Here is a 22611-nt window from a genome sequence, read left to right as displayed (position 1 = left end):
ACTCGCCCGGCCCGGCGCAGCGCCTCGACCTGCTGCGGTCGGGCCAGGCGCACGGAGACGGGGTCGGAGCGCAGCGCGCGATCGATGCCCTCGGGCAGGGGGCGCGAGGAGGCCACCAGCACGCAGTTGCCCCTGCGCTTGCCGGACAGGTGTGCGGGCTCGGCGATCGCTGATACGTGCTCGAACACGGTGGACAGTGTCGCCACCTCGTCGGCCATCAGCCCGGAACCCGGGGGAGCGGCACAGTTGGCGAGGTAGATGCCGCCGTCCTTCAGCACCCGCGCCGCGTGCGTGCAGGCGTCGGCGGTGAGCAGTGAGTCGGGGGTGGTGCTGCCGGCGAACACGTCACGCACCAGGACGTCGAACCGGTCCTCCCGCCACTCCGTGAGCGCGCTGAGCGCGTCGTCGATGCGGATCCTCAGCTGGGGTGAGCGGGGGAGGTCGAACCATTCCCGTGCCCGCTCGGCCAGCTGGCTGTCGATCTCCACCACGATCTGCCGGCTGCCGGGATGCGCGGCTGCGACAGCGCGGGGGAGCGCGCAGCCGGCCCCGCCCAGGTGCGCGAGCTGCGGTGCCGTCCCGGAGATCTGCTGCAGGTGCAGGTCGATCACCAGCTGCATCCAGCGCATGTACTCGAAGACCAGGTGCCTGGGATCGGGATGCAGGTGTGAGGAGGGGACCCCGTTGACCTCGAGGAGCAGGGATCCGTCCTGCTCCTGGGTGAGTCGCGCGGCCCCGGTGGAGATGGGCAGGGTCACGCCCAGCTGCGGCAGGTGCCCGAAGACGGAGCTGGAGCTGCTGCGGGTGCGATCACGGCGGGCCATCGGTCCACTCTAGGTCCCTCCCCACTGCAGGTTCCTCCCCACTGCAGGTCCGTCCACTCCCGATCAGGTGGGGCTTCGTTCGTCGGTGCCCGTTCCTACGGTGGGTTCACCCGGTGAGGAGAAGCACGGAGAGCAACGGACAGGAAGGAGCCGCCATGACCGCCCCCACGATCACCCCCGCCCGCATCCGTCTGGCCCGTTTCGATGAGGACCTCGCGGGGCTGGGTCGTGCCCGCTGGCTGCTCGCCGAGGGGGAGCGGCTCGCTGCTGAGCACCCGCGGGAGGCATTCGAGCTCGTGCACCGGGCAGCGCTGCGAGGCGCCGGGGTGCTGGTGCAGCGGGCCAACCGCGATCGCCGCCGGCGGCTCCCGCTGAACGTCTGGACGGCACTGGAGCGGCTGGGAGGGGACGCCGCGTCTCGCTCCGAGCAGATGGCCCCGATGGTGGCTGAGCGCGCGCGTCTGGAGCGCAGCCTCGACGCGCTCCCGGATCCGGTGCTGCTGCGTCGCCACATCGAGCTCACCGCCCTGCACCTGTCCGCGGTATCGGAGGCCCTGCTGGAGGGCATGCCGCAGCAGGTGGTGGCCCTGGCCGGATAGCGCGGCCGGTACAGTCAGCTCATCTGCCCTCTGATCCCCACCTGCTCTGCCGAGGAGGTCTCGATGACCATGCAGGTCCCGGGTGCCGCACCGGATCCGGAGATCCCCGGCATCCTGCACCTGGACATGGACGCCTTCTTCGCCTCGGTGGAGATCCGGGACGATCCTTCCCTGCGGGGACTCCCGGTGGTGGTGGGCGGGGCCGGAGCTCGCGGTGTGGTGGCCGCTGCCAGCTACCCGGCGCGGGCACGGGGGATCCGTTCGGCCATGCCCATGGCCACCGCCCGTCGCCTTGCCCCGGATCTGGTGATCGTCCCCGGGCGCATCCATCACTACCGCGAGGTCTCCCGCCAGGTGATGGACCTGCTGCGGGACGTGGTGGCCGATGTCGAGCAGATCAGCGTGGATGAGGCGTTCCTGGACGCCCGCCCGGCCAGGCGGCTGTTCGGGCCTCCCGAGGAGATCGCAGGCCTGCTGCGCAGGCGGATCCGGGAGGAGCTGGGGCTGCCCAGCTCGGTGGGCGGCTCCGTGTCCCGGGCAGTGGCGAAGATCGCCTCCGCCCGCGCCAAGCCCGACGGCATGCTCATCGTCCCCGCGGAGAGCACCGCGGCATTCCTGGCGCCGCTGCCGGTATCGGTGATCTCGGGCATCGGGCCCACGGCCGTGAAGGCGCTGGAGCGCATCGGCGTGCACACTGTCGGCGACGTGCGCGACGTCCCTGTCTCGACCCTCGCCCGCGCCATCGGCCCCCAGGCGCTCCAGGTGATGCGGGTGGCCGATGGCAGTGACCGCACCGGCCTGGGACATCGGGTGCGCGACAAGTCCCTGGGCACCGAGCGCACCTGGGACGAGGACCTCACCGATCCGCACGAGGTGCGCCGCCGCATCACGGTGATGGCCGACGACGTGGCCCGGCAGCTGCGCCGCTCCGGGTTCGTGGCCCGCACCGTGGTCCTCAAGCTGCGCTCGCCCGACGGTGCCACCATCACCCGCTCGGCCACGATGGACCAGCCCACCTCCAGCGGCGAGCGCCTGCGCGAGCACGTGGTGGCACTGTGGGAACGGGAGAGCACGCGCATGCCGAGGGTGCGACTGGCCGGGGTGCGGGCCACGCAGCTGGCATTAGCCGGGTCGGGCGGGGAGCCCCGGGAGCTGACCGGGCGTTCGGCCGGCTGGCAGGACCTCGAGGCCGCCATGGATCGCGCCCGTGACCGGTTCGGCGCCTCCAGCCTGGCTCGCGGCTCCACGTTGCGCCCGGAGGGGGCGGGCCCGGCGGTGCGGTCCGGCCCCGGGGATCGTGAGGTTCCCATTCCCAGGGGCGACGCCTAAACTAGGGGGACCGCCGATGACGGCCGCCGTCCGGGATCGAGCGGGGAGGCGCCCAGGAGCGCGGAGCACGGGGACAAGGAGCGGGATCATGCCGCTGTCGGAGCACGAGCAGAAAATGCTCGATGAGATGGAACGTCAGCTCTTCGCCGACGATCCTCGCCTCGCGCGCGCTTTCTCGCCGTCGCGAAGCCCCCGCCGCAACGGCCGCCGCATCGCGATCGGCCTGGGCGGGGTGGTGCTGGGCCTGCTGGTGCTGGTCCTCGCGGTGGCCCTGCCGGCCGTGTGGCTCGGCGTGATCGCCTTCATCGGCATGCTGGCCGGGGCGGTGTATGCGGTGACCTCCCCGACGAACTCGAACGATGGGGACGGCCCCGGGGACTCCGGCGGCACCCGCCCCACCACCCAGGGCCCCCTGGACAACGGCGGCACCTTCATGAAGAAGATGGAGGACCGCTGGGAGAAGCGCTCGGGGGACGACTCCCGGTTCTGACCACGGCCGTCGGACCCGTGCCCCGGCGGATGCCCCGCCCCTGCTGACGCCCCGGCTCCTAGGAGCCGGGGCTTCTTCGTGTCCAGCCGCCTCCCTCCGGCCGGTTCCCCACCCTTCTCCGCCCGGTTCTCCACCTCCCCCCACCGGGCCCCTCCCTTTCCCTCCACCACCTCCCTCCCCGGTGCACCCCCGCGCAGCACGACGCGGCAGGGCCTTCGAACCGAAAGCTCCTGACCTGCACTGATGATGCCGCCCGGCGGTTGCGGTGCGGGGCGCGTCTGTGATGTCCGAGGCGATGGGACCACCTCGGGTGCTGCTGGAGCGCTCCACGTCGCCGATTTTCCCCCACCTCACACCACTGCTATGACCAGCGGTGATGTGCGCCATGGGGGGCGAATCGGCGCCAGGGGTAGCGCGATGTGGGGCGGAGTGGGGTAAAGTGGAGCGCGTTGGGAGGAGATGGTTCCGCACTTCCCGTCCATGCAGGTGAGAGGGGGTCGAGATGTTCCTCGGCACCTTCACGCCCAAGCTGGACGAGAAGGGGCGCCTGATCTTCCCGGCGAAGTTCCGTGACGAGCTCGCCACGGGACTGGTGATGACTCGAGGCCAGGAGCACTGCATCGCGGTGTACCCGATCGCCGAGTTCCGCCAGAAGCTCGATGAGGCCCGTCGGGCGCCCACCACCGATCAGCGCACGCGTGACTACCTGCGCGTGTTGCTCTCCGGCGCGGAGGACGTCATCCCCGACAAGCAGGGCCGCATCACCATCCCGAGCCACCTGCGCTCCTACGCGGGCCTGGACCGGGAATGCGCCGTCATCGGCGCGCTGGACCGGCTCGAGATCTGGTCCCTCCCGGCCTGGGAGATCTACCTCGAGCAGAAGGAGGAGGGCTTCGCCCAGACCGCCGAGGAGGTGGTCCCGGGCCTGTTCTGACGGACATCCGTCCTGTGAGACCTCTCGTCGTTCCCGCCCCGACGCTACTTCCCCGGTGGCGGGTCGGGAACGACGGGGAATCTGGCTGGACGGCCCCGACGGCATCACCCATCGACACACAGCACAGGACCGACACCGCAGCACCGGGGAGGGGGCACGATGGACCGCACACCGCAGCGGGGCGACACCGGCAGCGCCGCACCCGCCGAGGAGCGACACGTCCCCGTCCTCCTCGACACCACCGTGGACCTGCTCACCCCCGCCCTGCAGAGCCCCGGCTCGGTGTACGTCGATGCGACGCTGGGGATGGGCGGGCACGCCGGCGCCGTCCTCGCCGCCGCCCCCGCCGCGCGCCTGGTGGGAATCGACCGCGATCCCCTGGCCCTGGACCTGGCCCGGGAACGGCTCACCCGCGCCGGGTTCGCGGACCGCCTCACCCTGGTGCACGCCACCTATGACGAGATCCCCGAGGTCCTCGCCGACCTCGGTCTCGACAGTGCCGACGCGGTGATGATGGACCTGGGCGTCTCCAGCTTCCAGATCGACACCGCCGATCGCGGGTTCTCCTACGTCGCCGATGCCCCGCTGGACATGCGCATGGACCCCTCCTCCGGGGGGCCCACCGCGGCCGATCTGCTGCGCGACCTGCCCGAGGCGGAGATCTCCCGCATCCTCCACCAGTACGGCGACGAGCGCTTCGCCCGTCGGATCGCACGGCGCATCGTCGAGCAGCGCGAGCACGCCCCGCTCACCCGCAGCGGCGAACTGGTCACCCTGCTGGACCGTGCCGTCCCTGCCGCCTCGAAGGCCAGCGGTGGCCACCCCGCCAAGCGCTCCTTCCAGGCGCTGCGGATCGCGGTCAACGACGAGCTGCGGATCCTCGCGAGCGCTCTCGAGGGTGCGCTGGACAGCGTGCGCCTGGGCGGCCGGATCGTCGTGGAGTCCTACCACTCAGGTGAGGACCGCCTGGTCAAGAGTGCTTTCGCGCGTCGTACCCGCTCCTCGGCCCCACCCGGCCTGCCGGTCGAGCTGGAGGAGCACCGCCCCACCTTCACCTCTCTCGTGCGCGGCGCGGTCCAGGCCGGGCCCGCCGAGCGCGAGACCAATCCCCGCGCGGGCTCCGTCCGCCTGCGCGCACTGACCCGCACCCGCATCGTAGAAGGAGCCTCGTGACATGGCCTCCACCTCCGCCATCCGCTCCGTCGCCGTCCGGCCCGTTCGCTCCGCGCGGCCGGCCGGCTGGTCCACCCCGCGCCTGACCGTCCTGGCCCGACCGAAGGCCGCCGGCAGCGCCATGCCGTTCACGCTGCTGTGCACCGCGATCGTGGTCGCGACACTGGCTGCTCTGCTCTACCTGAACATCCAGATGTCCGACACCAGCTACGAGATCAACCGCCTGCAGATCCAGTCCCAGCGACTGACCGAGGAGCAGCAGGCACTGATGGCCACAGACGAGCGTCTGGGCACCCCCCAGGAGCTGGAGCGACAGGCCCGCGAGCTGGGGATGGTGCCGGTGACCGATCCCGCCTACATCGACCTGGACACCCGCACCGTGCTCTCCGACACCGTCGATGCCGAGGCACCCGCACCTCCGGAACTCGCCGAGGTTCCGGCGGAGCAGGCCGTGCCGCCCGCGCAGATCTACGATCAGCCCCAGGCGTATCACGGCATGGGCAACGAGGGAGCCTGAGCAGATGGCGGACGACCGCAGCAGGAAGCGCAGCCCCCGCGGCGCGGGGAGGACCCGCGCGCCCCGGGGCTCCTTCCGCGTCCCCACGGCCCGGGTGGGCAGCCCCGCCGTCCGCCACCGCCTGCTGCTGACGCTGATCATGGTGGCGGTGATGGCACTGTCCGGTCGACTGATCTGGGTGCAGGGACTGGACGCCAGTGCCCGCGCGGAGGAAGCGGTCAAGCAGCGCACCGTCACCCGCACCATCCCCGCTCTGCGCGGTGACATCCTGGACCGCAACGGCACCGTGCTGGCCAGCTCCCAGGAGCGCTACGACCTGTGGGTCAACCAGCTGCAGGTCGACACCTACCTGGAGAACTCCACGACGGCGGAGGTCACGGGCATCCCGGCGGCAGCCCAGAAGCTCGCCCCCGTGCTGGGCTGGAGCGTGACCGAGACCGAGGAGGCGCTCACCGGCGATCGCGGCTTCATGTACCTGGAGAAGAACGTCGACCCCGCGGTGCGGGACGCCGCCCTGGCCCTGAAGATCCCCGGCATCGGCGCGGACCGGGTGGCCCAGCGCATCTACCCGGCCGGTTCCGTGGGCGGGAACGTGCTGGGCTTCGTGGGATCCGACGGCACCGCCCTGGCCGGTACCGAGCTCACCTACGACGACCAGCTCAGCGGTACCGACGGCACCACCACCTACGAGCGCGGCGCCCAGGGCCAGATCATCCCCACCGGTCGGCAGGAGACCACCCAGGCCGTCGACGGCCGTGACCTCGTCCTCACCATCGACCGGGACCTGCAGTGGAAGGCGCAGCAGGTCGCCGCGAGCGCAGCTGACAGCTGGGGTGCCACCGGCGCCAGTGCGGTGGTCCTGAACGCCCGCACCGGCGAGGTGCTGGCCCTGGCCGACTACCCCACCTACGACCCCAACGCCCCGGGCGAGGCACCCGAGGAGAACCGCGGCAACCGCTCCATCTCCAACGTGTTCGAGCCGGGCTCCACCGGCAAGGTGTTCACCGTCGCGGCGGCCCTCGAGGAGGGCACCGTCACCCTGGACTCGCAGTACGAGGTGCCGTACACCATGAACTTCGAGGGCCATCGCATCAAGGACGCGCTCACCCACGAGGATCAGCGGCTCACGCTCGCCGGGGTGCTGAAGAACAGCTCCAACGTCGGCACCGTGCAGATCTCCGAGACCCTCCCACCCTCGGTGCGCTACGACTATCTGAAGGCGTTCGGCCTGGGGGAGCCCACCGGCGTGGGTCTGCCCGGTGAGTCCGCCGGCGTGGTCCACCCCGCCTCGCAGTGGACCGGCCGCACCCGGTACACGACGGCCTTCGGCCAGGGCTACTCCGTCAACGCTCTGCAGATGACCTCGGCGGTGGGCACCTTCGCGAACGACGGAGTGCGGGTGCAGCCGCGGATCGTCGCCGGCACCCGGGAGAACGACGGCAGCATCCGACCGATGGGGGAGCCCGAGTCCACCCGCGTGGTCTCCTCCGAGACCGCCGCCACCATGACCGAGCTGATGGACAACGTGGTCGAGGACGGCGTCTCCGGCGCGAGCGTGCCCGGGTACGCGGTGGCCGGCAAGACCGGCACCGCGCAGGTCCCCGGTGGCACCTACACCGCCTCCTTCATCGGCTTCGCCCCCGCGGACGACCCGGAGATCGTGATCGGCGTGTTCGTGTTCGGCCTGAACAGCTTCATCTCGGGCGGCCGGGCTGCAGCACCCGCCTTCTCCGAGCTGATGACCTTCACCCTCCAGCACCAGGGCATCCCTCCCACCGGCAAGCCCGCACGCGTGCTCGAGAACGAGTGGTGACCGGCCCCGTGTCCGCAGTCCCCGCTCCCGAGCCCGCTCGTCCTCGCCGTCGAGCCGGGGTGAGCATCGGTGCGCTCGCCGCGGAGCTCGGCGCAGCACCGCCGCCGTCCCTGACCGACCTCGAGGCCACCGTCTCCGGGGTCACCCTCGACTCCCGCGGCGTCGAGGCGGGGGATCTGTGGTGCGCCCTGCCAGGTGCCAATGCCCACGGCGCCGACTACGTCGAGCAGGCCGTCTCCCGCGGGGCCGTCCTCGCGCTGACCGACGACGCCGGCGCGGAGGCCTGCGCGCGGGCCAGGCTGCCCGCCCTGGTGGTCGAAAACCCGCGTCGGGAGACCGCCACCGCCGCCGCTGTGGTCTACGGAAGACCGGCGCAGCACCTGCGCACGATCGGCGTGACCGGCACCAACGGGAAGACCTCGGTCACCACGATGGTGCACCGCACCCTGCTGGCGCTGGGCCGCCCCAGCGGCATGGTCGGCACCAGCGGCACCGAGTACCGCGACGCGACCGGCACCGATCATGCGATCGCCACCGTGCGCACCACTCCCGAGGCGCCCGAGCTGCACGGCATCCTGGCCCGGATGCTGGAGGACGACGTCGAGGCCTGCTCCATGGAGATCTCCTCCCACGCCCTGGTGCTCCACCGCGCGGACGAGGTCGTGGCCGACGTCGCCTGCTTCACCAACCTCTCGCAGGACCACCTCGACTTCCATCCCACGATGGAGGACTACTTCGCGGCCAAGGCCCTGCTGTTCACCCCGGAGCACTCCCGGCGCGGCGTGGTGTGCGTGGACGACGAGTGGGGCAGGCGCCTGGCCCACCGGGCCCAGGTGCCCGTGACCACGTACGCCACCCTCCCCGGCATCGAGGCGGACCATGTCGCGCGGGAGATCCTCCCCGATGACTACGGCAGCGTGTTCACCGTCGTCGGGAAGCAGGGCGCCCCGGCGCAGCGGCGCCTGCGCGCGGCACTGCCCGGCCGCCACTACGTCGCCAACACCCTCGCGGCCGTCCTGCTGCTGGAGGCCATCGGGGTGAGCGGTCCGGAGGTGGACGCCGCCCTCGGCACCGCCGGCACCGTCCCCGGCCGGATGGAGCCCGTGGCCCTCGCCCCGGTGCGCGGAGTGGTCGACTACTCGCACACCCCCGATGCGCTCGAGAAGGCCCTGACCACACTGCGCTCCGTCCCCGGCACCCGCCGCGTGATCTGCGTGATGGGCGCCGGTGGCGACCGCGACCGCACCAAGCGCCCGCTCATGGGGGAGGTCGCCGCCCGGTTGGCCGACGTGGTGATCATCACCGACGACAACCCCCGCACCGAGGACCCCGCCGCGATCAGGGCAGCAGTGCGCTCCGGCATCCCGGATGCGACGAACGCCGAGGTCCACGAGGTGGACGGCCGGGGCAGCGCCATCGAGCTGGCCGCCTCCCTCGCGGACGTGGGCGACACCATCCTCGTCTCCGGCAAGGGAGCCGAGACCGGGCAGGACATCGGGGGTATCGTCCACCCGTTCGATGATCGCCTCCGCCTGCGCGACGCCCTCGCCGCGCGGCCCGGACCGGGCGACCCCCAGGCTGACGGAGGACACTGACCATGCTCGCCATCACTGCGCACGACATCGCTCGCCTCGTCGGCGGCACCCTGGTGGGCGGCGCCACCGGTGAGGAGCGGGTGACCGGTGAGGCCCGCATCGATTCGCGCACCGTGACCGAGGGCGATCTGTTCGCCGCCTTCGAGGGCGAGACGGTCGACGGCCACGACTTCCTCGCCGCAGCCGTCGCCGACGGCGCCGCGCTGTGCCTGGTCTCCCGACAGACGGCCGAGGACATCCCGGCCGTCCTGGTCGACGACGTGCAGCGCGCCCTGTCGGACCTGGCCCGCGCCCAACTGGAGCAGGCACGCCGGGAGAACCCGCAGCTGCGGGTGCTCGCGATCACCGGCAGCGCCGGGAAGACGGGCACCAAGGACCTGCTCGGGGTGGCCCTCGGCGATCTCGGCCCCACGATCGCCCCCGTCGGCAGCTTCAACAACGAGCTGGGCCTGCCGCTGACGGTGCTGCGCCTTGACGAGCACACCCGCTTCCTGGTGCTGGAGATGGGCGCCCGTGGACCGGGCCACATCGCCCACCTGACCGACATCGCCCGCCCCGACATCGCCGTGGTGCTCAACGTGGGCTCCGCCCACCTCGGAGAGTTCGGCTCCGTCGAGGGCATCGCCCGGGCCAAGGCCGAACTGGTCCGGTCGCTGTCCCCCGAGGGGCGAGCCGTGCTGAACGCCGAGGATCCCCGGGTGGCCGCCATGGCGCAGCTCACCGAGGCCCCGGCGGTCACCTGGGGGCTCGACCGGGGCGACGTGCGCGCCACGGACCTGCGGCTCGACGACGACGCCCGCGTGAGCTTCACCCTGCAGGTCCCGGAGGGCCTCACCCGACCGGACGGTTCGGACATTCCCGCCGGATCCTTCGAGGTGCGCCCCGATCTGCTGGGGGAGCACCAGGCCGCCAACGCGATCGCCGCCCTCACCGCGGCGATCCTCGCCGGGGTCGAGCCCGCTGCCGCCGCGGCCTCCCTCCAGGGAGTGCGTCTGGCCTCCGGGCAGCGGATGGAGGCCCGGCGCGCCGGCGATGTGCTGGTGATCGACGACGCCTACAACGCCAACCCCGACTCGATGCGCCTGGCGCTGAAGACCCTCGCGCACCTCGGGCGCGGCCACCGCACCATCGCCGTGCTGGGCGAGATGCTCGAGCTGGGCGAGGAGTCGGTGCGCCTGCACGACGAGATCGGGCGCCTGGTGGTGAGGCTGAACATCGGTCTGCTGATCGTCGTGGGGCAGGGCGCTGCCCCCCTCCACCACGGGGCCAGCCTCGAGGGCAGCTTCGGTGGGGAGTCCATGCAGGTGGCCGACGTCGAGGAGGCCCTGGCTGTGCTAGAACGGACCCTGGCGCCCGGCGATGTGGTGCTGCTGAAGTCGTCCCGCGACGCAGGCCTGCGCCAGCTCGCACGGCCTCTGATCGCGCACCTGGAACGACGCGCGGACCGTGCCCGGCACCAGGACGGAGGAGCACACGCATGATCCCGATCCTCATCGCGGGGGGCACCGCCCTGGTGCTGGCGATCTTCGGCACCCCCCTGTACATCCGGGTCCTCGTCAAGCGCGGGTACGGCCAGTTCATCCGCGATGACGGCCCCACCTCCCACGCCACCAAGCGAGGCACGCCCACCATGGGCGGCGTCGCCATCATCCTGGCCACGATCCTTGCCTACGGCATCGCCCACCTGGCCGTGTGGGAGCCCCCCAGCATCTCCGTGCTGCTGGTGCTGTTCCTGATGGTGGGCCTGGGCGTGGTGGGCTTCCTGGACGACTACCTGAAGATCTCCCAGCAGCGCAGCCTGGGCCTGCGGCCCCGCGCCAAGCTGCTGGGCCAGTTCGTGGTGGCCACGGCCTTCGCCGTGATGGCGCTGCTGTTCCGGGACGAGTCCGGCCTCACCCCGGCCTCCACGAACATCTCCTTCGTGCGGGACGTGCCCTGGCTGGACCTCGCCTTCGGCGGCAGCGTCGCGGGCTTCATCCTCTTCGCGGTCTGGGCGAACTTCCTGGTGGCGGCCTGGTCCAACGGCGTGAACCTCACCGATGGCCTGGACGGCCTGGCCTCCGGCGCCACCATCATCTTCACTGCCGCCTACCTGGTGATCTCCTTCTGGCAGTGGCGGCAGGTGTGCAACGTGGACCTCGCCGCCGGCGGCACGGTCAACTGCTACGACGCCCGCGACCCGCTGGACACCGCCGTGCTGTGCGCGGCGATGATCGGTGCCTGCGTGGGCTTCCTGTGGTGGAACACCTCTCCGGCGAAGATCTTCATGGGTGACACCGGGTCCCTGGCCCTGGGCGGCGCGATCGCCGGCCTCACCATCGTCTCGCGCACCCAGATCCTGGGCGCCGTGATCGGCGGCCTGTTCGTGGCCATCTCGCTGTCCGTGATCATCCAGGTGGCCAGCTTCAAGACCACCGGCAAGCGCGTGTTCCGGATGGCCCCCCTCCAGCACCACTTCGAGCTCAAGGGCTGGAACGAGGTCACCATCGTGGTCCGCTTCTGGATCGTGGCCGGGATCCTCGCGGGCCTCGGCCTGGGCCTGTTCTACCTCGACGCCCTGCCGAGGCTCACCTCATGACCACGCCCCCGGCCGGTCCTACGACCGGCCCAGCCCATGGTCTCCCGGCCGAGCAGCGGGCCTGGCCGGGCATGGACGTGGCCGGGCTGCGCATCCTGGTGACCGGCTTCGGCGTCTCCGGCTACGCGGTCGCGGACCAGACCATGCAGCGCGGTGCCCGGGTGCTGGTGGTCGACAGCGCCGACACCCCCGAGAACCGGGAGAAGGCCCGGATCCTTCAGGTGCTGGGTGTCGAGGTGCGCCTGGGGGCCGAGCACACCGGCTCCCTCCCCGCCGACCGTGAGGTGGACCTGGTCGTCACCTCACCCGGCTGGCGGCCCGAGCAGCCCCTGCTGGTCCAGGCCCAGCAGGCCGGGATCCCCGTGTGGAGCGAGGTCGAGCTGGCTCGCCGCATGCAAGCGGCCGACGGGCCCGCCTGGCTCGGCATCACCGGCACCAATGGCAAGACCACCGCGGTCACCATGCTGGAGTCGATCCTCCAGCACGCCGGCCTGCGCGCCGTGGCCTGCGGCAACGTGGGCCTGCCGGTGATCGAGGCGGCGCTGGACCCGGAGGGCTTCGACGTGCTGGCCGTGGAGCTGTCCAGCTTCCAGCTGCACCGCACCGAGCACCTGGACTGCCAGGCCGCCGCGGTGCTCAACGTGAGCGACGACCACCTGGACTGGCACGGCAGCGCCCCTGCCTACGCCGCCGCGAAGGGTCGCATCTACGAGGGCGTCGAGCGCGCCTGCGTGTACAGCGTCGCCGACCCCACCACTCGTCGCCTGGTCGAACAGGCCGACGTCATCGAGGGCGCCCGCGCCATCGGCATCACCCTGGGCTCCCCGGGACCCTCCGAGCTCGGCGTGGTCGACGGGATGCTGGTGGACCGTGCCTTCGTCCCCGATCGGCACCGGCAGGCCGCCGAGCTCGCCACCCTCGAGGACCTCGCCCACCTGGGTCCCCACGGCGCCGGCCCGCACATCGTGCTGGATGCCCTGGCCGCCGCGGCCCTGGCCCGCGCCCACGGTGTCGAGCAAGCGGCCGTGCGCGACGGCCTGCGCGCGTACCGCATCGGCCGCCACCGCGCCGAACTGGTGGCCCGCATCGACGAGGTCGCCTGGGTGGACGACACCAAGGCCACCAACCCCGCCGCCGCCCGCGCCTCCCTCGCCGCTGCCGAGCGCGTGGTGTGGATCGCCGGAGGCGACACCAAGGGCGCTGACATCGACCCCCTGGTCCAGGCCGTCGCCGGCCGACTGGTCGGCTGCGTGCTGCTGGGCACCGATCCCGCCCCGTTCGCCGAGGCGCTGGGGCGACACGCCCCTGACCTCCCCGTGGTGCGCGTGGATCCGGGTGACACTGGCGATGTCGCCGGGCGCTCCCGGCTGATGGAGGAGGCGGTGCAGGCCGCCCGCTCCCTCGCCTCGGCGGGGGACGTGGTGATGCTGGCACCGGCCGCAGCCTCGATCGACCAGTTCCGCAACTACGCGGAACGGGGGGAGCTGTTCGCCGCGGCCGTGGAACGACTGGCAGGAGCGAACGGATGACGATGCAGGAGACCCGCCGGTCCACTCGGGTCGTCCGCCCCGAGGAGGAGAACCCCCTCGGTGACGTCGGCTCCCGCCTGCGCGCCGGGGTGGGCAACTGGCTGAAGTCACCGGCCCTGGACTTCTACGCCCTGATCGTGCTGGGCACCCTGCTGGTGGGCGTGGGCCTGATGATGGTGCTCTCCTCCACCGCGGTGCTGAACATCTCCCGCGGCCAGTCGGGCTTCGCGGGACTGCTGCGTCAGGGCACCTTCGCGGGTCTGGGGCTGGCGTCCCTGCTGGTGGCCGCCTCGATTCCGCCGGGCTTCTACCGCAAGGCCGCCTGGCCGCTGCTGATGCTGGGCCTGGCCCTGCAGACCCTCGTGCACACGCCGCTCGGCTGGGACGTCGATGGCAACCGCAACTGGATCCGCATCGGGTCCCAGACCCTGCAGCCCTCGGAGTTCCTCAAGCTGGCCCTGGCCGTGTGGCTGGGCGCCCTGCTGGCCATCAAGCGGCCGTTGCTGCACCGGCCCGCCCACCTGCTGTTCCCCCTGGTCCCCGGGGTCCTCGCCGCGCTGGGCCTGGTGGTGCTGGGGCACGACCTGGGCACCACGCTGGTGATGTGCCTGCTGGTGGCCGGTTCGCTGTGGGTGGCCGGCGTGCCCCGGCGCTGGTTCGCCGCCGGCGGAGCTCTCGGCCTCATCGGCGTCGTCGCTCTCACCATCACCAGCGGCAACCGCATGGGCCGCATCAACTGCTGGCTCAAGGGCGAGTGCGTCGGCGGCACCGGCTACCAGTCCGAGCAGGGCCTGATGGGGCTGGCCGAGGGCGGCTGGTGGGGCGTGGGCCCCGGTGAGTCCCGCCAGAAGTGGGGGCGCCTGCCCGCCGCGGAGGACGACTACATCTTCGCGGTCCTGGGGGAGGAGTTCGGCCTGGCCGGCACCCTGGGCGTGCTGTTCCTGTTCGCCGTGCTGGCCCTGGTGATGTTCCGTATGATCACCCGCACCGACGACGTGTTCCGCCAGATCACCATCGCCGGCATCGCCTCCTGGATCCTGGGGCAGGCCTTCGTCAACATGATGGTGGTGACGGGCCTGATGCCCGTGATCGGCGTCCCGCTGCCGTTCATCTCCTCCGGCGGCTCCGCCCTGCTGGCGTCCATGACGGCGCTGGGTGTGCTGCTGTCCTTCGCCCGCAGCGAGCCGGGTGCGCGCGAGGCCATCACCGCCCGCGTGGGCGCGGTGCGCAGCTCCGTGAGCGTGCTGCCCGCTCCGCGCGACGGCTCCACCGGCGATTCGCGCCGCCCCCGCCGTTCCCGACGGCGCGCGCGCACGGCTCAGGGACGGAGCCGACGATGAGCGGATCACCCAGCGGTCCCGACGCCGCCCGTGACCCCCGCGCCGCACGCGCCCCCCGGGTCCTGCTGGCCGGAGGGGGCAGCGCAGGCCACGTCTCCCCGTTGCTGGCCACCGCCGCGCGCATCCGTGAGCAGGCGCCCCAGGCCCAGATCGTGGTGCTCGGCACCGCTTCCGGGCTCGAGGCCGATCTGGTGCCGGCCGCCGGCTTCGAGCTGGTGACCATCGAGAAGGTGCCCTTCCCGCGGCGACCCGGTGGCGCTGCCGTCCGCTTCCCGGCGCGGCTGGCGGGGAGCGTGCGGGAGGTGCGCGCCCTGCTGCGCGACCGCGGCATCGACGTGGTGGTGGGCTTCGGCGGGTACGTGTGCCCTCCCGCCTACCTCGCCGCCGCCGCCTCCCGCATCCCCCTGGTGGTCCATGAGGCGAACCGCCGCCCGGGCCTGGCCAACCGCCTCGGAGCGGTGCGCGCCGCCGCCGTGCTCACGGCTCTGGACGGCACCCGCCTGCGGGGCGCCCGCCGCATCGGCATGCCGATGCGCGAGGGCATCGCGCACCTGGATCGCGCGGCCCGCCGCGACGGGGCGGTGCAGGAGTTCGGCCTCGATCCGGCACGCCCGGTGCTGCTGGTCACCGGCGGCTCCCTGGGCGCGCAGCGCCTGAACGACGCCGTCTGCGAGGCCGCCCCCGCTTTCCTGGAGGCCGGTGCCCAGATCCTGCACATCACCGGCCGCGGCAAGGCCGAGGACCTCACCCCGCGTCCCGGCTACCGGGTGGTGGAGTACGTGCGGGCCATGGAGGATGCCTACGCCGCCGCGGATCTCGCCCTGACCCGCTCGGGCGCCGGGACCGTGTGCGAGCTGACCGCCGTGGGGCTGCCCGCCGTGCTGGTGCCCCTTCCGATCGGCAACGGCGAGCAGGCGCTGAACGGCCAGGACGTGGTCAGCGCCGGTGGGGCGCTGATGATCGAGGATGCGCAGATCACCGCATCGCGCCTGGTGGAGCAGGTGCTCCCGCTGCTGCTGGACCAGGAGCGACGCGCAGCCATGGCCGCGGCCTCCCGCCGCTTCGGCATCCCCGATGCCGCCGAACGACTCGCCGAGATCGTGATCGGTGCCGCACGGGAGCCTGGCCGCCGGTTGTGACCCCGGCCGTTACCGTGAAGCCATGACTGACGCCGCTGCCCGCACCGAGGGGCCCGCACCCCGCACCATCCTCACTCCCGGGGACGTCGTCACCCACGCGCAGTGGCCTTCCGGGAGCCCGGTCCGCTCCCTCCACGTGGTGCGGATCGGCGGGGCCGGGATGTCGGCCGTGGCGCGGCTGGCCTTGGAGGCCGACATCGAGGTCAGCGGCTCCGACTCCCAGGACGGCCAGTTCATCGGCCCGCTGCGCGAGGCGGGAGCCCGCATCGGCATCGGCTTCGATGCGGACCTGCTGGCCGAGGACCTGGACCTGGTGGTGGTCTCCACCGCCGTGCGCGCCGACAACCCCGAGATCATCGCCGCCCACCGGCGCGGCATCCCCGTCGTCCACCGCGCCGCGGCCCTGGCCGGGCTGATGGGGCAGCGGGACCTGGTGGCCATCGCCGGCACCCACGGCAAGACCTCCACCACCGGCCTGGCCGTGATGGCGCTGCGCGGTGCGGGCCTGGATCCTGCCTGGGCGCTCGGGGCCGCCGTGCCCGACCTGGGCCGCAACGCCGGCCTCGGTGCGGAGCCCTCGCCCACGGAATCGATGCGCGACGGCACCGGGATCGCCGTGATCGAGGCCGACGAGTCCGACGGCTCCTTCCTGGCCTTCACCCCCCGGTCCCTGGTGGTCACCAACCTCGAGCCCGACCATCTCGACTTCCACGGGGACGCCGCCACCTTGCAGGCCGGCTTCGACGCCCTCACCGACCGGATCCTTCCCGGCGGCACCCTGGTGGTGTGCGCCGACGACGAGGGCGCCCGGGCGCTGGGGGAGCGGGCCGCCGCTCATGGCGCGAGCGTGAGCACCTACGGCACCAGCAAGGCCGCCGACTGGCGGGTCCTCGCCGAGGACTCCGGCCCCGATGGCACCGATGTCGAGGTGCTCAGCCCGCGCGGCCCGCTCCGGGTGCGCCTGGCGGTAGCCGGCCACCACAACGTGCTCAACGCCCTGGGTGCGCTCGCCGGTACCGCATCGGCCGCGCCCGATGCGCCGCTCGAGGCGCTCGCCGACGGGCTGGGACGCTTCACGGGGGCCTCCCGCCGCTTCGACCTGGCCGGTGTGGTGGACGGCATCACGGTGATCGACGACTACGCCCACCATCCGCGCGAGGTCACCGCCACCATCGCCGCCGCGCGCGCCATCGTCGCCGATCAGGGTGCGGGCGGCCGGGTGCTCGCGGTGTTCCAGCCCCACCTGTTCTCCCGCACCCGCGACTTCGCCGCCGCCTTCGCCGCCTCCCTGGAGGGCGCGGACCTGGCCTGGGTGATGCCCGTGTACCCCGCCCGTGAGGACCCCGACCCGACGGTGGACGCCCGCACCATCACCCAGCACTCGACCGCCGCTCACGTGCGCCCCCTGGACGCACGTGCACCGGTGCCCTCCCAGGTGGCGGGGGAGGCCCGCCCCGGGGACCTGGTGCTGATGCTCGGTGCCGGGGACGTGGTGGAGGACACTCCGGCGGTGCTGCAGGCGCTGCGCCGCGCCCGGGGGACGGCCTGATGGCCCGCCGCCCCACCCCGCCGCGCCCCACCGGGTCGCGGCGGTCCTCGCCGCAGTCCGGCCGGGTCCCGCCGCAGTCCGGTCGGGCCCCGCAGCGGCCCCTCGACGCCCAGCAGGGGCAGGCATCGCGGGAGGCCGCCCCCTCCGACCCGCCGGGCCGCAGCTACGGCCGCCCGCCCGTGACCGCCGTCGACGCGCCCCGCGAGCCCCGCCCCGACGCTTCCGACAGCCCTGACGGTCCCGACAACGTCGTCCCTGCCGCTCACCGCTTCCGTGCCCTGGTGGCCGGGCGGCCCTGGCGTCGTCGCCGGCGCGCGATCATCGCCGGTGCCGTCGTCGTGACGCTGCTGCTGATCGGTGTGCTGTCGGCCGCGATCTGGCTGCCCGCCCTGCGGCTGCAGCAGATCAGCGTCACGGGCCTGGGCTACGTCGAGGAGCAGGCGGTGCGCTCCCACCTCGATCCTCGCCTGGGGGACAGCGTGCTGCTGCTGCCCACCGACGCCATCGGCGAGGACCTCGCGACGGTCCCCGGCATCGAATCCGCTCAGGTGGAGCGCCGCTGGCCCGATGGCATGCACGTCACCGTCGTCGAGTCCGAGCCTGTCGCCCACCTGACCCGTGCCGACGGCACCGTCGCGGTGATCGACGCCGCAGGGGAGGAGCTGCCGGCGGCCGCGGCCGAGGGCGCGACGCTGATCCCGCTGCGAGTGGGCACCACCTCACAGGACCCCGACGGCGCCGCGGAGGCGATGACCGAGGTGCTCGCCGAGCTGCCTGACCCGATCCGCCCTGCCGTCCAGGACATGACCGCCACCAGCCCCAGCGACGTCACCTTCACCCTGGCCCTGGAGGACGGCGGCACCAAGAGCGTGGTGTGGGGCGATGCCCGCGACGCCGAGCTGAAGGGCGATGTGGTCCAGGCGCTGATCCCGCAGCCCGGTTCCGTGATCGACGTCTCCTCCCCGGTGGCGCCGGTCACCCGCTGACCCTCGCGCGCCCTCGCCTTCGCGGCCTGAACCCCGGGACCGGGAGGTTCGCCACACGACACGCGCGGCAGGTCGTTGCGCCCCGTCGGCCACGTCCTTAGCGTCGAAGAGAAGGAACGGGGCCGCAGAGTCCGAACCTCAACTCGAGGTCGAGGGTTGGGTCCCCGTTCGACAGCAGATCGACAACAGCAAGGACATCAACGTGGCCGGATCCCAGAACTACCTCGCAGTCATCAAGGTCGTCGGCATCGGCGGCGGCGGTGTCAACGCCGTCAACCGCATGATCGAGGCCGGTCTCAAGGGCGTCGAGTTCATCGCCATCAACACCGACGCCCAGGCCCTGCTGATGTCGGACGCCGACGTCAAGCTCGACGTCGGCAAGGAGATCACCCGCGGGCTCGGGGCCGGCGCCGATCCGGAGGTCGGCAAGAAGGCCGCCGAGGACCACGCCGAGGAGATCGAGGAGGTCCTGCGCGGGGCCGACATGGTCTTCGTGACCGCCGGCGAGGGCGGCGGAACCGGCACCGGCGGTGCCCCCGTGGTCGCCAAGATCGCCCGCAGCCTCGGCGCGCTGACCATCGGTGTGGTCACCCGCCCCTTCACTTTCGAGGGCCGCCGCCGCTCCACCCAGGCCGAGTCCGGCATCGCCGCCCTGCAGGCCGAGGTGGACACCCTCATCGTGATCCCCAACGACCGTCTGCTGTCCATCGCCGACAAGCAGGTGTCCATGCTGGACGCCTTCAAGTCCGCGGACCAGGTGCTGCTCTCGGGTGTCCAGGGCATCACCGACCTGATCACCACCCCGGGCCTGATCAACCTCGACTTCGCCGACGTCAAGTCCGTGATGCAGGGAGCGGGCAGCGCCCTGATGGGCATCGGCTCCTCCCGCGGCGACGACCGCGCCCTGCAGGCCGCCGAGCTCGCCGTCTCCAGCCCGCTGCTGGAGGCATCCATCGACGGCGCCTACGGCGTGCTGCTGTCGATCCAGGGCGGCAGCGACCTGGGCCTGTACGAGGTCTCGGAGGCCGCACGACTGGTGCAGGAGGCCGCGCACCCCGACGCCAACATCATCTTCGGCGCCGTCATCGACGACGCCCTGGGCGACGAGGTGCGGGTGACCGTGATCGCCGCGGGCTTCGAGGCCGGTGGCCCCCCGCAGCGCACCGAGCAGTCCCGCCCCGCTGCGCGTCCCGAGCCGGTCCAGCCGCGCCCGGCCGCGACCGAGCGCACCGCTTCCGCGAGCGGGGTCGGTGCGGCCGCGGGTGCTGCCGGCGGCTGGGGCCTCCCGCAGCAGACCTTCGCGCCCTCCCGCCCCTCGGCCGAGCAGCAGCAGGAGCCCCGGACCGAGCGGATGGACCCGGCCGACCAGGAGGACGAGGACCAGCACCAGGGCAACGGCCAGGCCGCTCGCCCCGTCCCCGCACCGCAGTCGGAGCCCGTGCGTCCCCCGCGCATCGAGGAGCCGCCGGCCGACGACGACGATCTCGACCTGCCGTCCTTCCTCAAGTGAGGACACCTCTTCCCGCACGGGCTCCGCGACTTCGCGGGGCCCGTGCCCTGTTCACCACGCGTGAGGGCGGGGTTGGCAAGGGCCCGTACGAGTCCCTGAACCTCGCCCGGCACGTCGGGGACGATGACGCCGTGGTGAGCGAGAACCGCTCGCGGGTGGCCGAGGTCGTGGGACGCCCGCTGGTGTTCGTGGACCAGGTGCACGGCGCTCAGGTGCATGTGCTGTCAAGGGCCGAGGCGTCGGCGCAGGGGGCGTCCACCCGCGACGAGGCGACCGCCCGCGACGAGGCGACACCGCGACCGGCGCAGTCCCCGGTGGTGACCGCCGACGCCCTGGTCACCGACCGCGCCGACATCGCCCTGGCCATCATGGTGGCCGATTGCATGCCGGTGCTGCTGAGCGAGGCGGAGGCGGGGGTGATCGGTGCGGCACACGCGGGCCGGCCGGGGCTGCTGGCCGGGGTGCTCGAGGCGACCGTCGCGGCGATGGAGCGCCTGGGCGCACGAGCCGAGCGGATACAGGCGGCCGTGGGTCCGTCGGCCTGCGGGAGGTGCTACGAGGTGCCGCCGGACATGGCCGAGGACGCCGCTCATCGCCTGCCCTCGACCCGCACCCGTACGAGCTGGGGCACCCCGGCGATCGATCTGCGCGCCGGCGCCGTGGAGGCGCTCGGCCGCGCGGGCGTGCCGGCCGTTGCGATCGACCGTGACCATCCCTGCACCATCGAGGACCCCGCCTGGTTCTCGTATCGCCGCAGCCGCACCACGGGCCGCTTCGCCGGGGTGATCCGCCGGGGCTGAGGCGGGTGGGCCCGTCGTTGGGGAGTCGACGATTCCTGCGACACGCCCCGACACGCCGGGCGCGTCCCCGTCGCGCGGCGCGCTCTCCGGTACTTTCGGGACAGGACCCCCACGCACTCCCCGTGCTTCCCTGGGGTCCAGGTCAGCGTGACGGAAGCACAGACTGGGAGATCTGCGATGGGAACCTGGCGCAACGCCATGGTCGCTCTCGGCCTCGCCAACGAGGTCGACGACGAGTACTACGAGGACGAGCTGGACCGTCGGGACGAGGCGGCCTCGCACCGCCGCGCCGAGCGCGGTCCGGAGACCACCGACCGTGAGGCCCAGGTGACGCCGATCCGCCAGCGGTCGAGCGTCGTGGCCATGACCCCCGCCGTGGAGGAGTCGATGCACCGCATCACCACGATCCACCCGCGTTCGTACAACGACGCCAAGGCGATCGGCGAGTCCTTCCGCGACGGCGTGCCCGTCATCGTGAACCTCTCCGACATGCAGGACGGCGACGCCAAGCGCATGGTCGACTTCTGCGCCGGCCTGGTGTTCGGCCTGCGCGGCACGATCGAGCGCGTCACCTCCAAGGTGTTCCTGCTCTCTCCGGAGTTCGTCCAGGTCGACGGGGACTCCTCGGCCGACGAGGACAGCTTCTACAACCAGAGCTGAGACCCGGTGCAGCTGATCGCAGGAGCGCTGTACCTCGCGGTACTGCTGTACATGCTGCTGCTGATCGCGCGGCTGGTGATGGAGTGGATCCGCGCCTATTCGCGGGACTTCCGGCCCTCGGGCCTGGTGCTGGTGCTGTTCGAGGTGGTCTACACGCTGACCGACCCCCCGGTGAAGGCACTGCGCCGACTGATCCCCCCGCTGCGCATCGGTGCGGTCGCTCTGGACCTGAGCATGATGCTGCTGCTGGTCGTGGGCTGGATCCTGCTGCGGGTGCTGGCCGGCCTGGCCATGTGACACGGCGCAGCCGCCGTGAGCTGCTGCGCGTGCGCGCTGGCTCGCGTGCGCGCTGGTTGGTGCGAGTCCGGAGGCGTGAGCATGCGCCGGTCGAGGCCGTCGCCCCGTGCGAGAGGAGCCCGGGCGCGGGCCCGCCGCCCGATCGGCTACGCTGGTCCTTGCTGCGCCTGGTGCGCTGACACACCCGAGACTGACGAGAAGGTGACCCATGGCTCTGATGCCCGATGACCTGCTGCAGAAGCGGTTCACCCCGGTGCGGTTCTCCGAGGGCTACGACATGGATGAGGTCGACAGCTACCTCGACCACGACATCCTGCCCCGCCTGCAGGAGCTCATCGACGAGAACAACCGCCTGACCAAGGAGCTCGAGGAGGCGCACAACCGCATCGCCGAGCTCGAGTCGGCCGCTCCGGCCGCCGGTGGCGACGACCACGACGAGACCGTCGTGCGTGAGGCCCCCGAGGGCGAGCAGATCCACGAGACGCCTGCTGCGGCCGTGCCCGAGCAGTCCGCCGAGGCGGACGTCGACGCCCCGGCCGATACCGAGGCCACCGGCCCCCAGACCGTGGTCGATGCCCCGCAGGAGCAGGCCGAGCCCGATCGCGACGCCGCTCCGCGGGACGCCGCCGGGATCATCGCCCTGGCGAATCGCCTGCACGACGAGTACGTCAAGAACGGTGAGGACGAGCGCGACCGCCTCATCAACGAGGCCAACGAGGAGCACCGCCGCATCGTCACCGAGGCGGAGGAGAAGTCCCGCACCACGCTGGACGCCATGGAGTCCAAGAAGGCGGAGCTGGAGAAGTCCATCGAGGGTCTGCGCACCTTCGAGCGCGACTACCGCAACCGTCTGCGCAACTACCTGGAGAACCAGCTGCGCGAGCTCGACACCAGCGAGACCCAGGACAAGCAGGCGAACTTCGGTCTGTGAGTCCTACGCACTCCACCG

Annotated in this window: 21 protein-coding genes; 20 read left to right on the top strand and 1 reads right to left on the bottom strand. The window is 72.4% G+C overall.

Features of this window, described 5'->3' with window-relative positions; all coding sequences use genetic code 11:
- A partial coding sequence (locus M3B01_RS11075; protein ID WP_259792112.1) for a spermidine synthase occupies positions 1–824 on the bottom strand: 824 nt, incomplete at its 3' end.
- 155 nt (positions 825–979) lie between these two features.
- Between M3B01_RS11075 and M3B01_RS11070 the strand changes: the two genes are divergently transcribed.
- The 20 genes from M3B01_RS11070 to M3B01_RS10975 all read left to right on the top strand — a co-directional run bounded on the left by M3B01_RS11070 (position 980) and on the right by M3B01_RS10975 (position 22593).
- The gene (locus tag M3B01_RS11070) at positions 980–1423 is read left to right on the top strand and encodes an SAV_6107 family HEPN domain-containing protein (protein WP_259792110.1); all 444 of its coding nucleotides are present in this window, start codon (positions 980–982) and stop codon (positions 1421–1423) included.
- Positions 1424–1486: 63 nt separating this feature from the next.
- Complete coding sequence (gene dinB, locus M3B01_RS11065) at positions 1487–2752, top strand: DNA polymerase IV (RefSeq protein ID WP_259792108.1); 1266 nt, start codon at positions 1487–1489, stop codon at positions 2750–2752.
- A gap of 88 nt (positions 2753–2840) precedes the next feature.
- A complete protein-coding gene (locus tag M3B01_RS11060) occupies positions 2841–3242 on the top strand; it encodes a DUF3040 domain-containing protein (RefSeq protein WP_259792106.1) in 402 nt (133 codons plus the stop codon).
- 502 nt (positions 3243–3744) lie between these two features.
- Positions 3745–4176 (top strand): division/cell wall cluster transcriptional repressor MraZ, encoded by a 432-nt coding sequence (gene mraZ / locus M3B01_RS11055; protein ID WP_259792104.1) that lies wholly within the window; start codon positions 3745–3747, stop codon positions 4174–4176.
- Positions 4177–4335: 159 nt separating this feature from the next.
- Complete coding sequence (gene rsmH / locus M3B01_RS11050; protein WP_193866110.1) at positions 4336–5349, top strand: 16S rRNA (cytosine(1402)-N(4))-methyltransferase RsmH; 1014 nt, start codon at positions 4336–4338, stop codon at positions 5347–5349.
- Position 5350: 1 nt separating this feature from the next.
- Positions 5351–5866, top strand: coding sequence for a hypothetical protein (locus M3B01_RS11045; RefSeq protein ID WP_193866111.1), 516 nt, complete (start codon positions 5351–5353; stop codon positions 5864–5866).
- Between the two features lie 4 nt (positions 5867–5870).
- Entirely contained in the window at positions 5871–7679 is a 1809-nt protein-coding gene (locus tag M3B01_RS11040) for a penicillin-binding protein 2 (RefSeq protein ID WP_259792101.1), read from the top strand.
- A gap of 8 nt (positions 7680–7687) precedes the next feature.
- The gene (locus M3B01_RS11035; protein ID WP_259792099.1) at positions 7688–9274 is read left to right on the top strand and encodes a UDP-N-acetylmuramoyl-L-alanyl-D-glutamate--2,6-diaminopimelate ligase; all 1587 of its coding nucleotides are present in this window, start codon (positions 7688–7690) and stop codon (positions 9272–9274) included.
- A 2-nt stretch (positions 9275–9276) separates the two neighbouring features.
- Positions 9277–10755 (top strand): UDP-N-acetylmuramoyl-tripeptide--D-alanyl-D-alanine ligase, encoded by a 1479-nt coding sequence (gene murF / locus M3B01_RS11030; protein ID WP_193866114.1) that lies wholly within the window; start codon positions 9277–9279, stop codon positions 10753–10755.
- Positions 10752–11852, top strand: a complete 1101-nt coding sequence (gene mraY / locus M3B01_RS11025) for a phospho-N-acetylmuramoyl-pentapeptide-transferase (protein ID WP_193866115.1) — start codon at positions 10752–10754, stop codon at positions 11850–11852. Before murF ends, mraY begins: the two co-directional genes overlap by 4 nt.
- Positions 11849–13381: a UDP-N-acetylmuramoyl-L-alanine--D-glutamate ligase gene (gene murD / locus M3B01_RS11020; protein ID WP_259792096.1), complete on the top strand. Its 1533-nt coding sequence runs from the start codon at positions 11849–11851 to the stop codon at positions 13379–13381. The genes mraY and murD overlap by 4 nt, the downstream gene beginning before the upstream one ends.
- Positions 13378–14721 (top strand): FtsW/RodA/SpoVE family cell cycle protein, encoded by a 1344-nt coding sequence (locus M3B01_RS11015; protein WP_259792094.1) that lies wholly within the window; start codon positions 13378–13380, stop codon positions 14719–14721. The genes murD and M3B01_RS11015 overlap by 4 nt, the downstream gene beginning before the upstream one ends.
- Entirely contained in the window at positions 14718–15860 is a 1143-nt protein-coding gene (gene murG / locus M3B01_RS11010) for an undecaprenyldiphospho-muramoylpentapeptide beta-N-acetylglucosaminyltransferase (RefSeq protein WP_259792092.1), read from the top strand. The genes M3B01_RS11015 and murG overlap by 4 nt, the downstream gene beginning before the upstream one ends.
- Before the next feature lie 22 nt (positions 15861–15882).
- Positions 15883–17409, top strand: coding sequence for a UDP-N-acetylmuramate--L-alanine ligase (murC, locus tag M3B01_RS11005; protein WP_259792090.1), 1527 nt, complete (start codon positions 15883–15885; stop codon positions 17407–17409).
- The gene (locus M3B01_RS11000; RefSeq protein ID WP_259792088.1) at positions 17409–18395 is read left to right on the top strand and encodes a cell division protein FtsQ/DivIB; all 987 of its coding nucleotides are present in this window, start codon (positions 17409–17411) and stop codon (positions 18393–18395) included. The genes murC and M3B01_RS11000 overlap by 1 nt, the downstream gene beginning before the upstream one ends.
- 202 nt (positions 18396–18597) lie before the next feature.
- A complete protein-coding gene (gene ftsZ, locus M3B01_RS10995; RefSeq protein ID WP_259792086.1) occupies positions 18598–19905 on the top strand; it encodes a cell division protein FtsZ in 1308 nt (435 codons plus the stop codon).
- Positions 19902–20705, top strand: a complete 804-nt coding sequence (gene pgeF, locus M3B01_RS10990; RefSeq protein ID WP_259792083.1) for a peptidoglycan editing factor PgeF — start codon at positions 19902–19904, stop codon at positions 20703–20705. Before ftsZ ends, pgeF begins: the two co-directional genes overlap by 4 nt.
- A 177-nt stretch (positions 20706–20882) precedes the next feature.
- A complete protein-coding gene (locus M3B01_RS10985; protein WP_193866120.1) occupies positions 20883–21365 on the top strand; it encodes a cell division protein SepF in 483 nt (160 codons plus the stop codon).
- Positions 21366–21371: 6 nt separating this feature from the next.
- Positions 21372–21662, top strand: a complete 291-nt coding sequence (locus M3B01_RS10980) for a YggT family protein (RefSeq protein ID WP_193866121.1) — start codon at positions 21372–21374, stop codon at positions 21660–21662.
- A 208-nt stretch (positions 21663–21870) separates the two neighbouring features.
- Positions 21871–22593 carry a DivIVA domain-containing protein gene (locus tag M3B01_RS10975; RefSeq protein ID WP_259792080.1) on the top strand — a complete coding sequence of 241 codons (723 nt, stop codon included), beginning with the start codon at positions 21871–21873 and terminating at the stop codon, positions 22591–22593.
- The last annotated feature ends 18 nt before the right edge of the window (positions 22594–22611 follow it).

It is taken from the genome of Brachybacterium sp. p3-SID957 (assembly GCF_025144775.1).
In the GTDB taxonomy this organism is placed as follows: Bacteria; Actinomycetota; Actinomycetes; order Actinomycetales; family Dermabacteraceae; genus Brachybacterium; species Brachybacterium epidermidis.
The sequence above is the reverse complement of the archived record's forward strand: the minus strand, read 5'-3'. Positions and strand labels throughout refer to the sequence as shown.

What these genes read in the sequence shown, in the direction of transcription:
- M3B01_RS11070 (WP_259792110.1), top strand. Translation starts at nt 980, where the DNA reads ATGACCGCCCCCACGATCACCCCCGCCCGCATCCGTCTGGCCCGTTTC.
- dinB (WP_259792108.1), top strand. Translation starts at nt 1,487, where the DNA reads ATGACCATGCAGGTCCCGGGTGCCGCACCGGATCCGGAGATCCCCGGC.
- M3B01_RS11060 (WP_259792106.1), top strand. Translation starts at nt 2,841, where the DNA reads ATGCCGCTGTCGGAGCACGAGCAGAAAATGCTCGATGAGATGGAACGT.
- mraZ (WP_259792104.1), top strand. Translation starts at nt 3,745, where the DNA reads ATGTTCCTCGGCACCTTCACGCCCAAGCTGGACGAGAAGGGGCGCCTG.
- rsmH (WP_193866110.1), top strand. Translation starts at nt 4,336, where the DNA reads ATGGACCGCACACCGCAGCGGGGCGACACCGGCAGCGCCGCACCCGCC.
- M3B01_RS11045 (WP_193866111.1), top strand. Translation starts at nt 5,351, where the DNA reads ATGGCCTCCACCTCCGCCATCCGCTCCGTCGCCGTCCGGCCCGTTCGC.
- M3B01_RS11040 (WP_259792101.1), top strand. Translation starts at nt 5,871, where the DNA reads ATGGCGGACGACCGCAGCAGGAAGCGCAGCCCCCGCGGCGCGGGGAGG.
- murF (WP_193866114.1), top strand. Translation starts at nt 9,277, where the DNA reads ATGCTCGCCATCACTGCGCACGACATCGCTCGCCTCGTCGGCGGCACC.
- mraY (WP_193866115.1), top strand. Translation starts at nt 10,752, where the DNA reads ATGATCCCGATCCTCATCGCGGGGGGCACCGCCCTGGTGCTGGCGATC.
- murD (WP_259792096.1), top strand. Translation starts at nt 11,849, where the DNA reads ATGACCACGCCCCCGGCCGGTCCTACGACCGGCCCAGCCCATGGTCTC.
- M3B01_RS11015 (WP_259792094.1), top strand. Translation starts at nt 13,378, where the DNA reads ATGACGATGCAGGAGACCCGCCGGTCCACTCGGGTCGTCCGCCCCGAG.
- murG (WP_259792092.1), top strand. Translation starts at nt 14,718, where the DNA reads ATGAGCGGATCACCCAGCGGTCCCGACGCCGCCCGTGACCCCCGCGCC.
- murC (WP_259792090.1), top strand. Translation starts at nt 15,883, where the DNA reads ATGACTGACGCCGCTGCCCGCACCGAGGGGCCCGCACCCCGCACCATC.
- M3B01_RS11000 (WP_259792088.1), top strand. Translation starts at nt 17,409, where the DNA reads ATGGCCCGCCGCCCCACCCCGCCGCGCCCCACCGGGTCGCGGCGGTCC.
- M3B01_RS10985 (WP_193866120.1), top strand. Translation starts at nt 20,883, where the DNA reads ATGGGAACCTGGCGCAACGCCATGGTCGCTCTCGGCCTCGCCAACGAG.
- M3B01_RS10975 (WP_259792080.1), top strand. Translation starts at nt 21,871, where the DNA reads ATGGCTCTGATGCCCGATGACCTGCTGCAGAAGCGGTTCACCCCGGTG.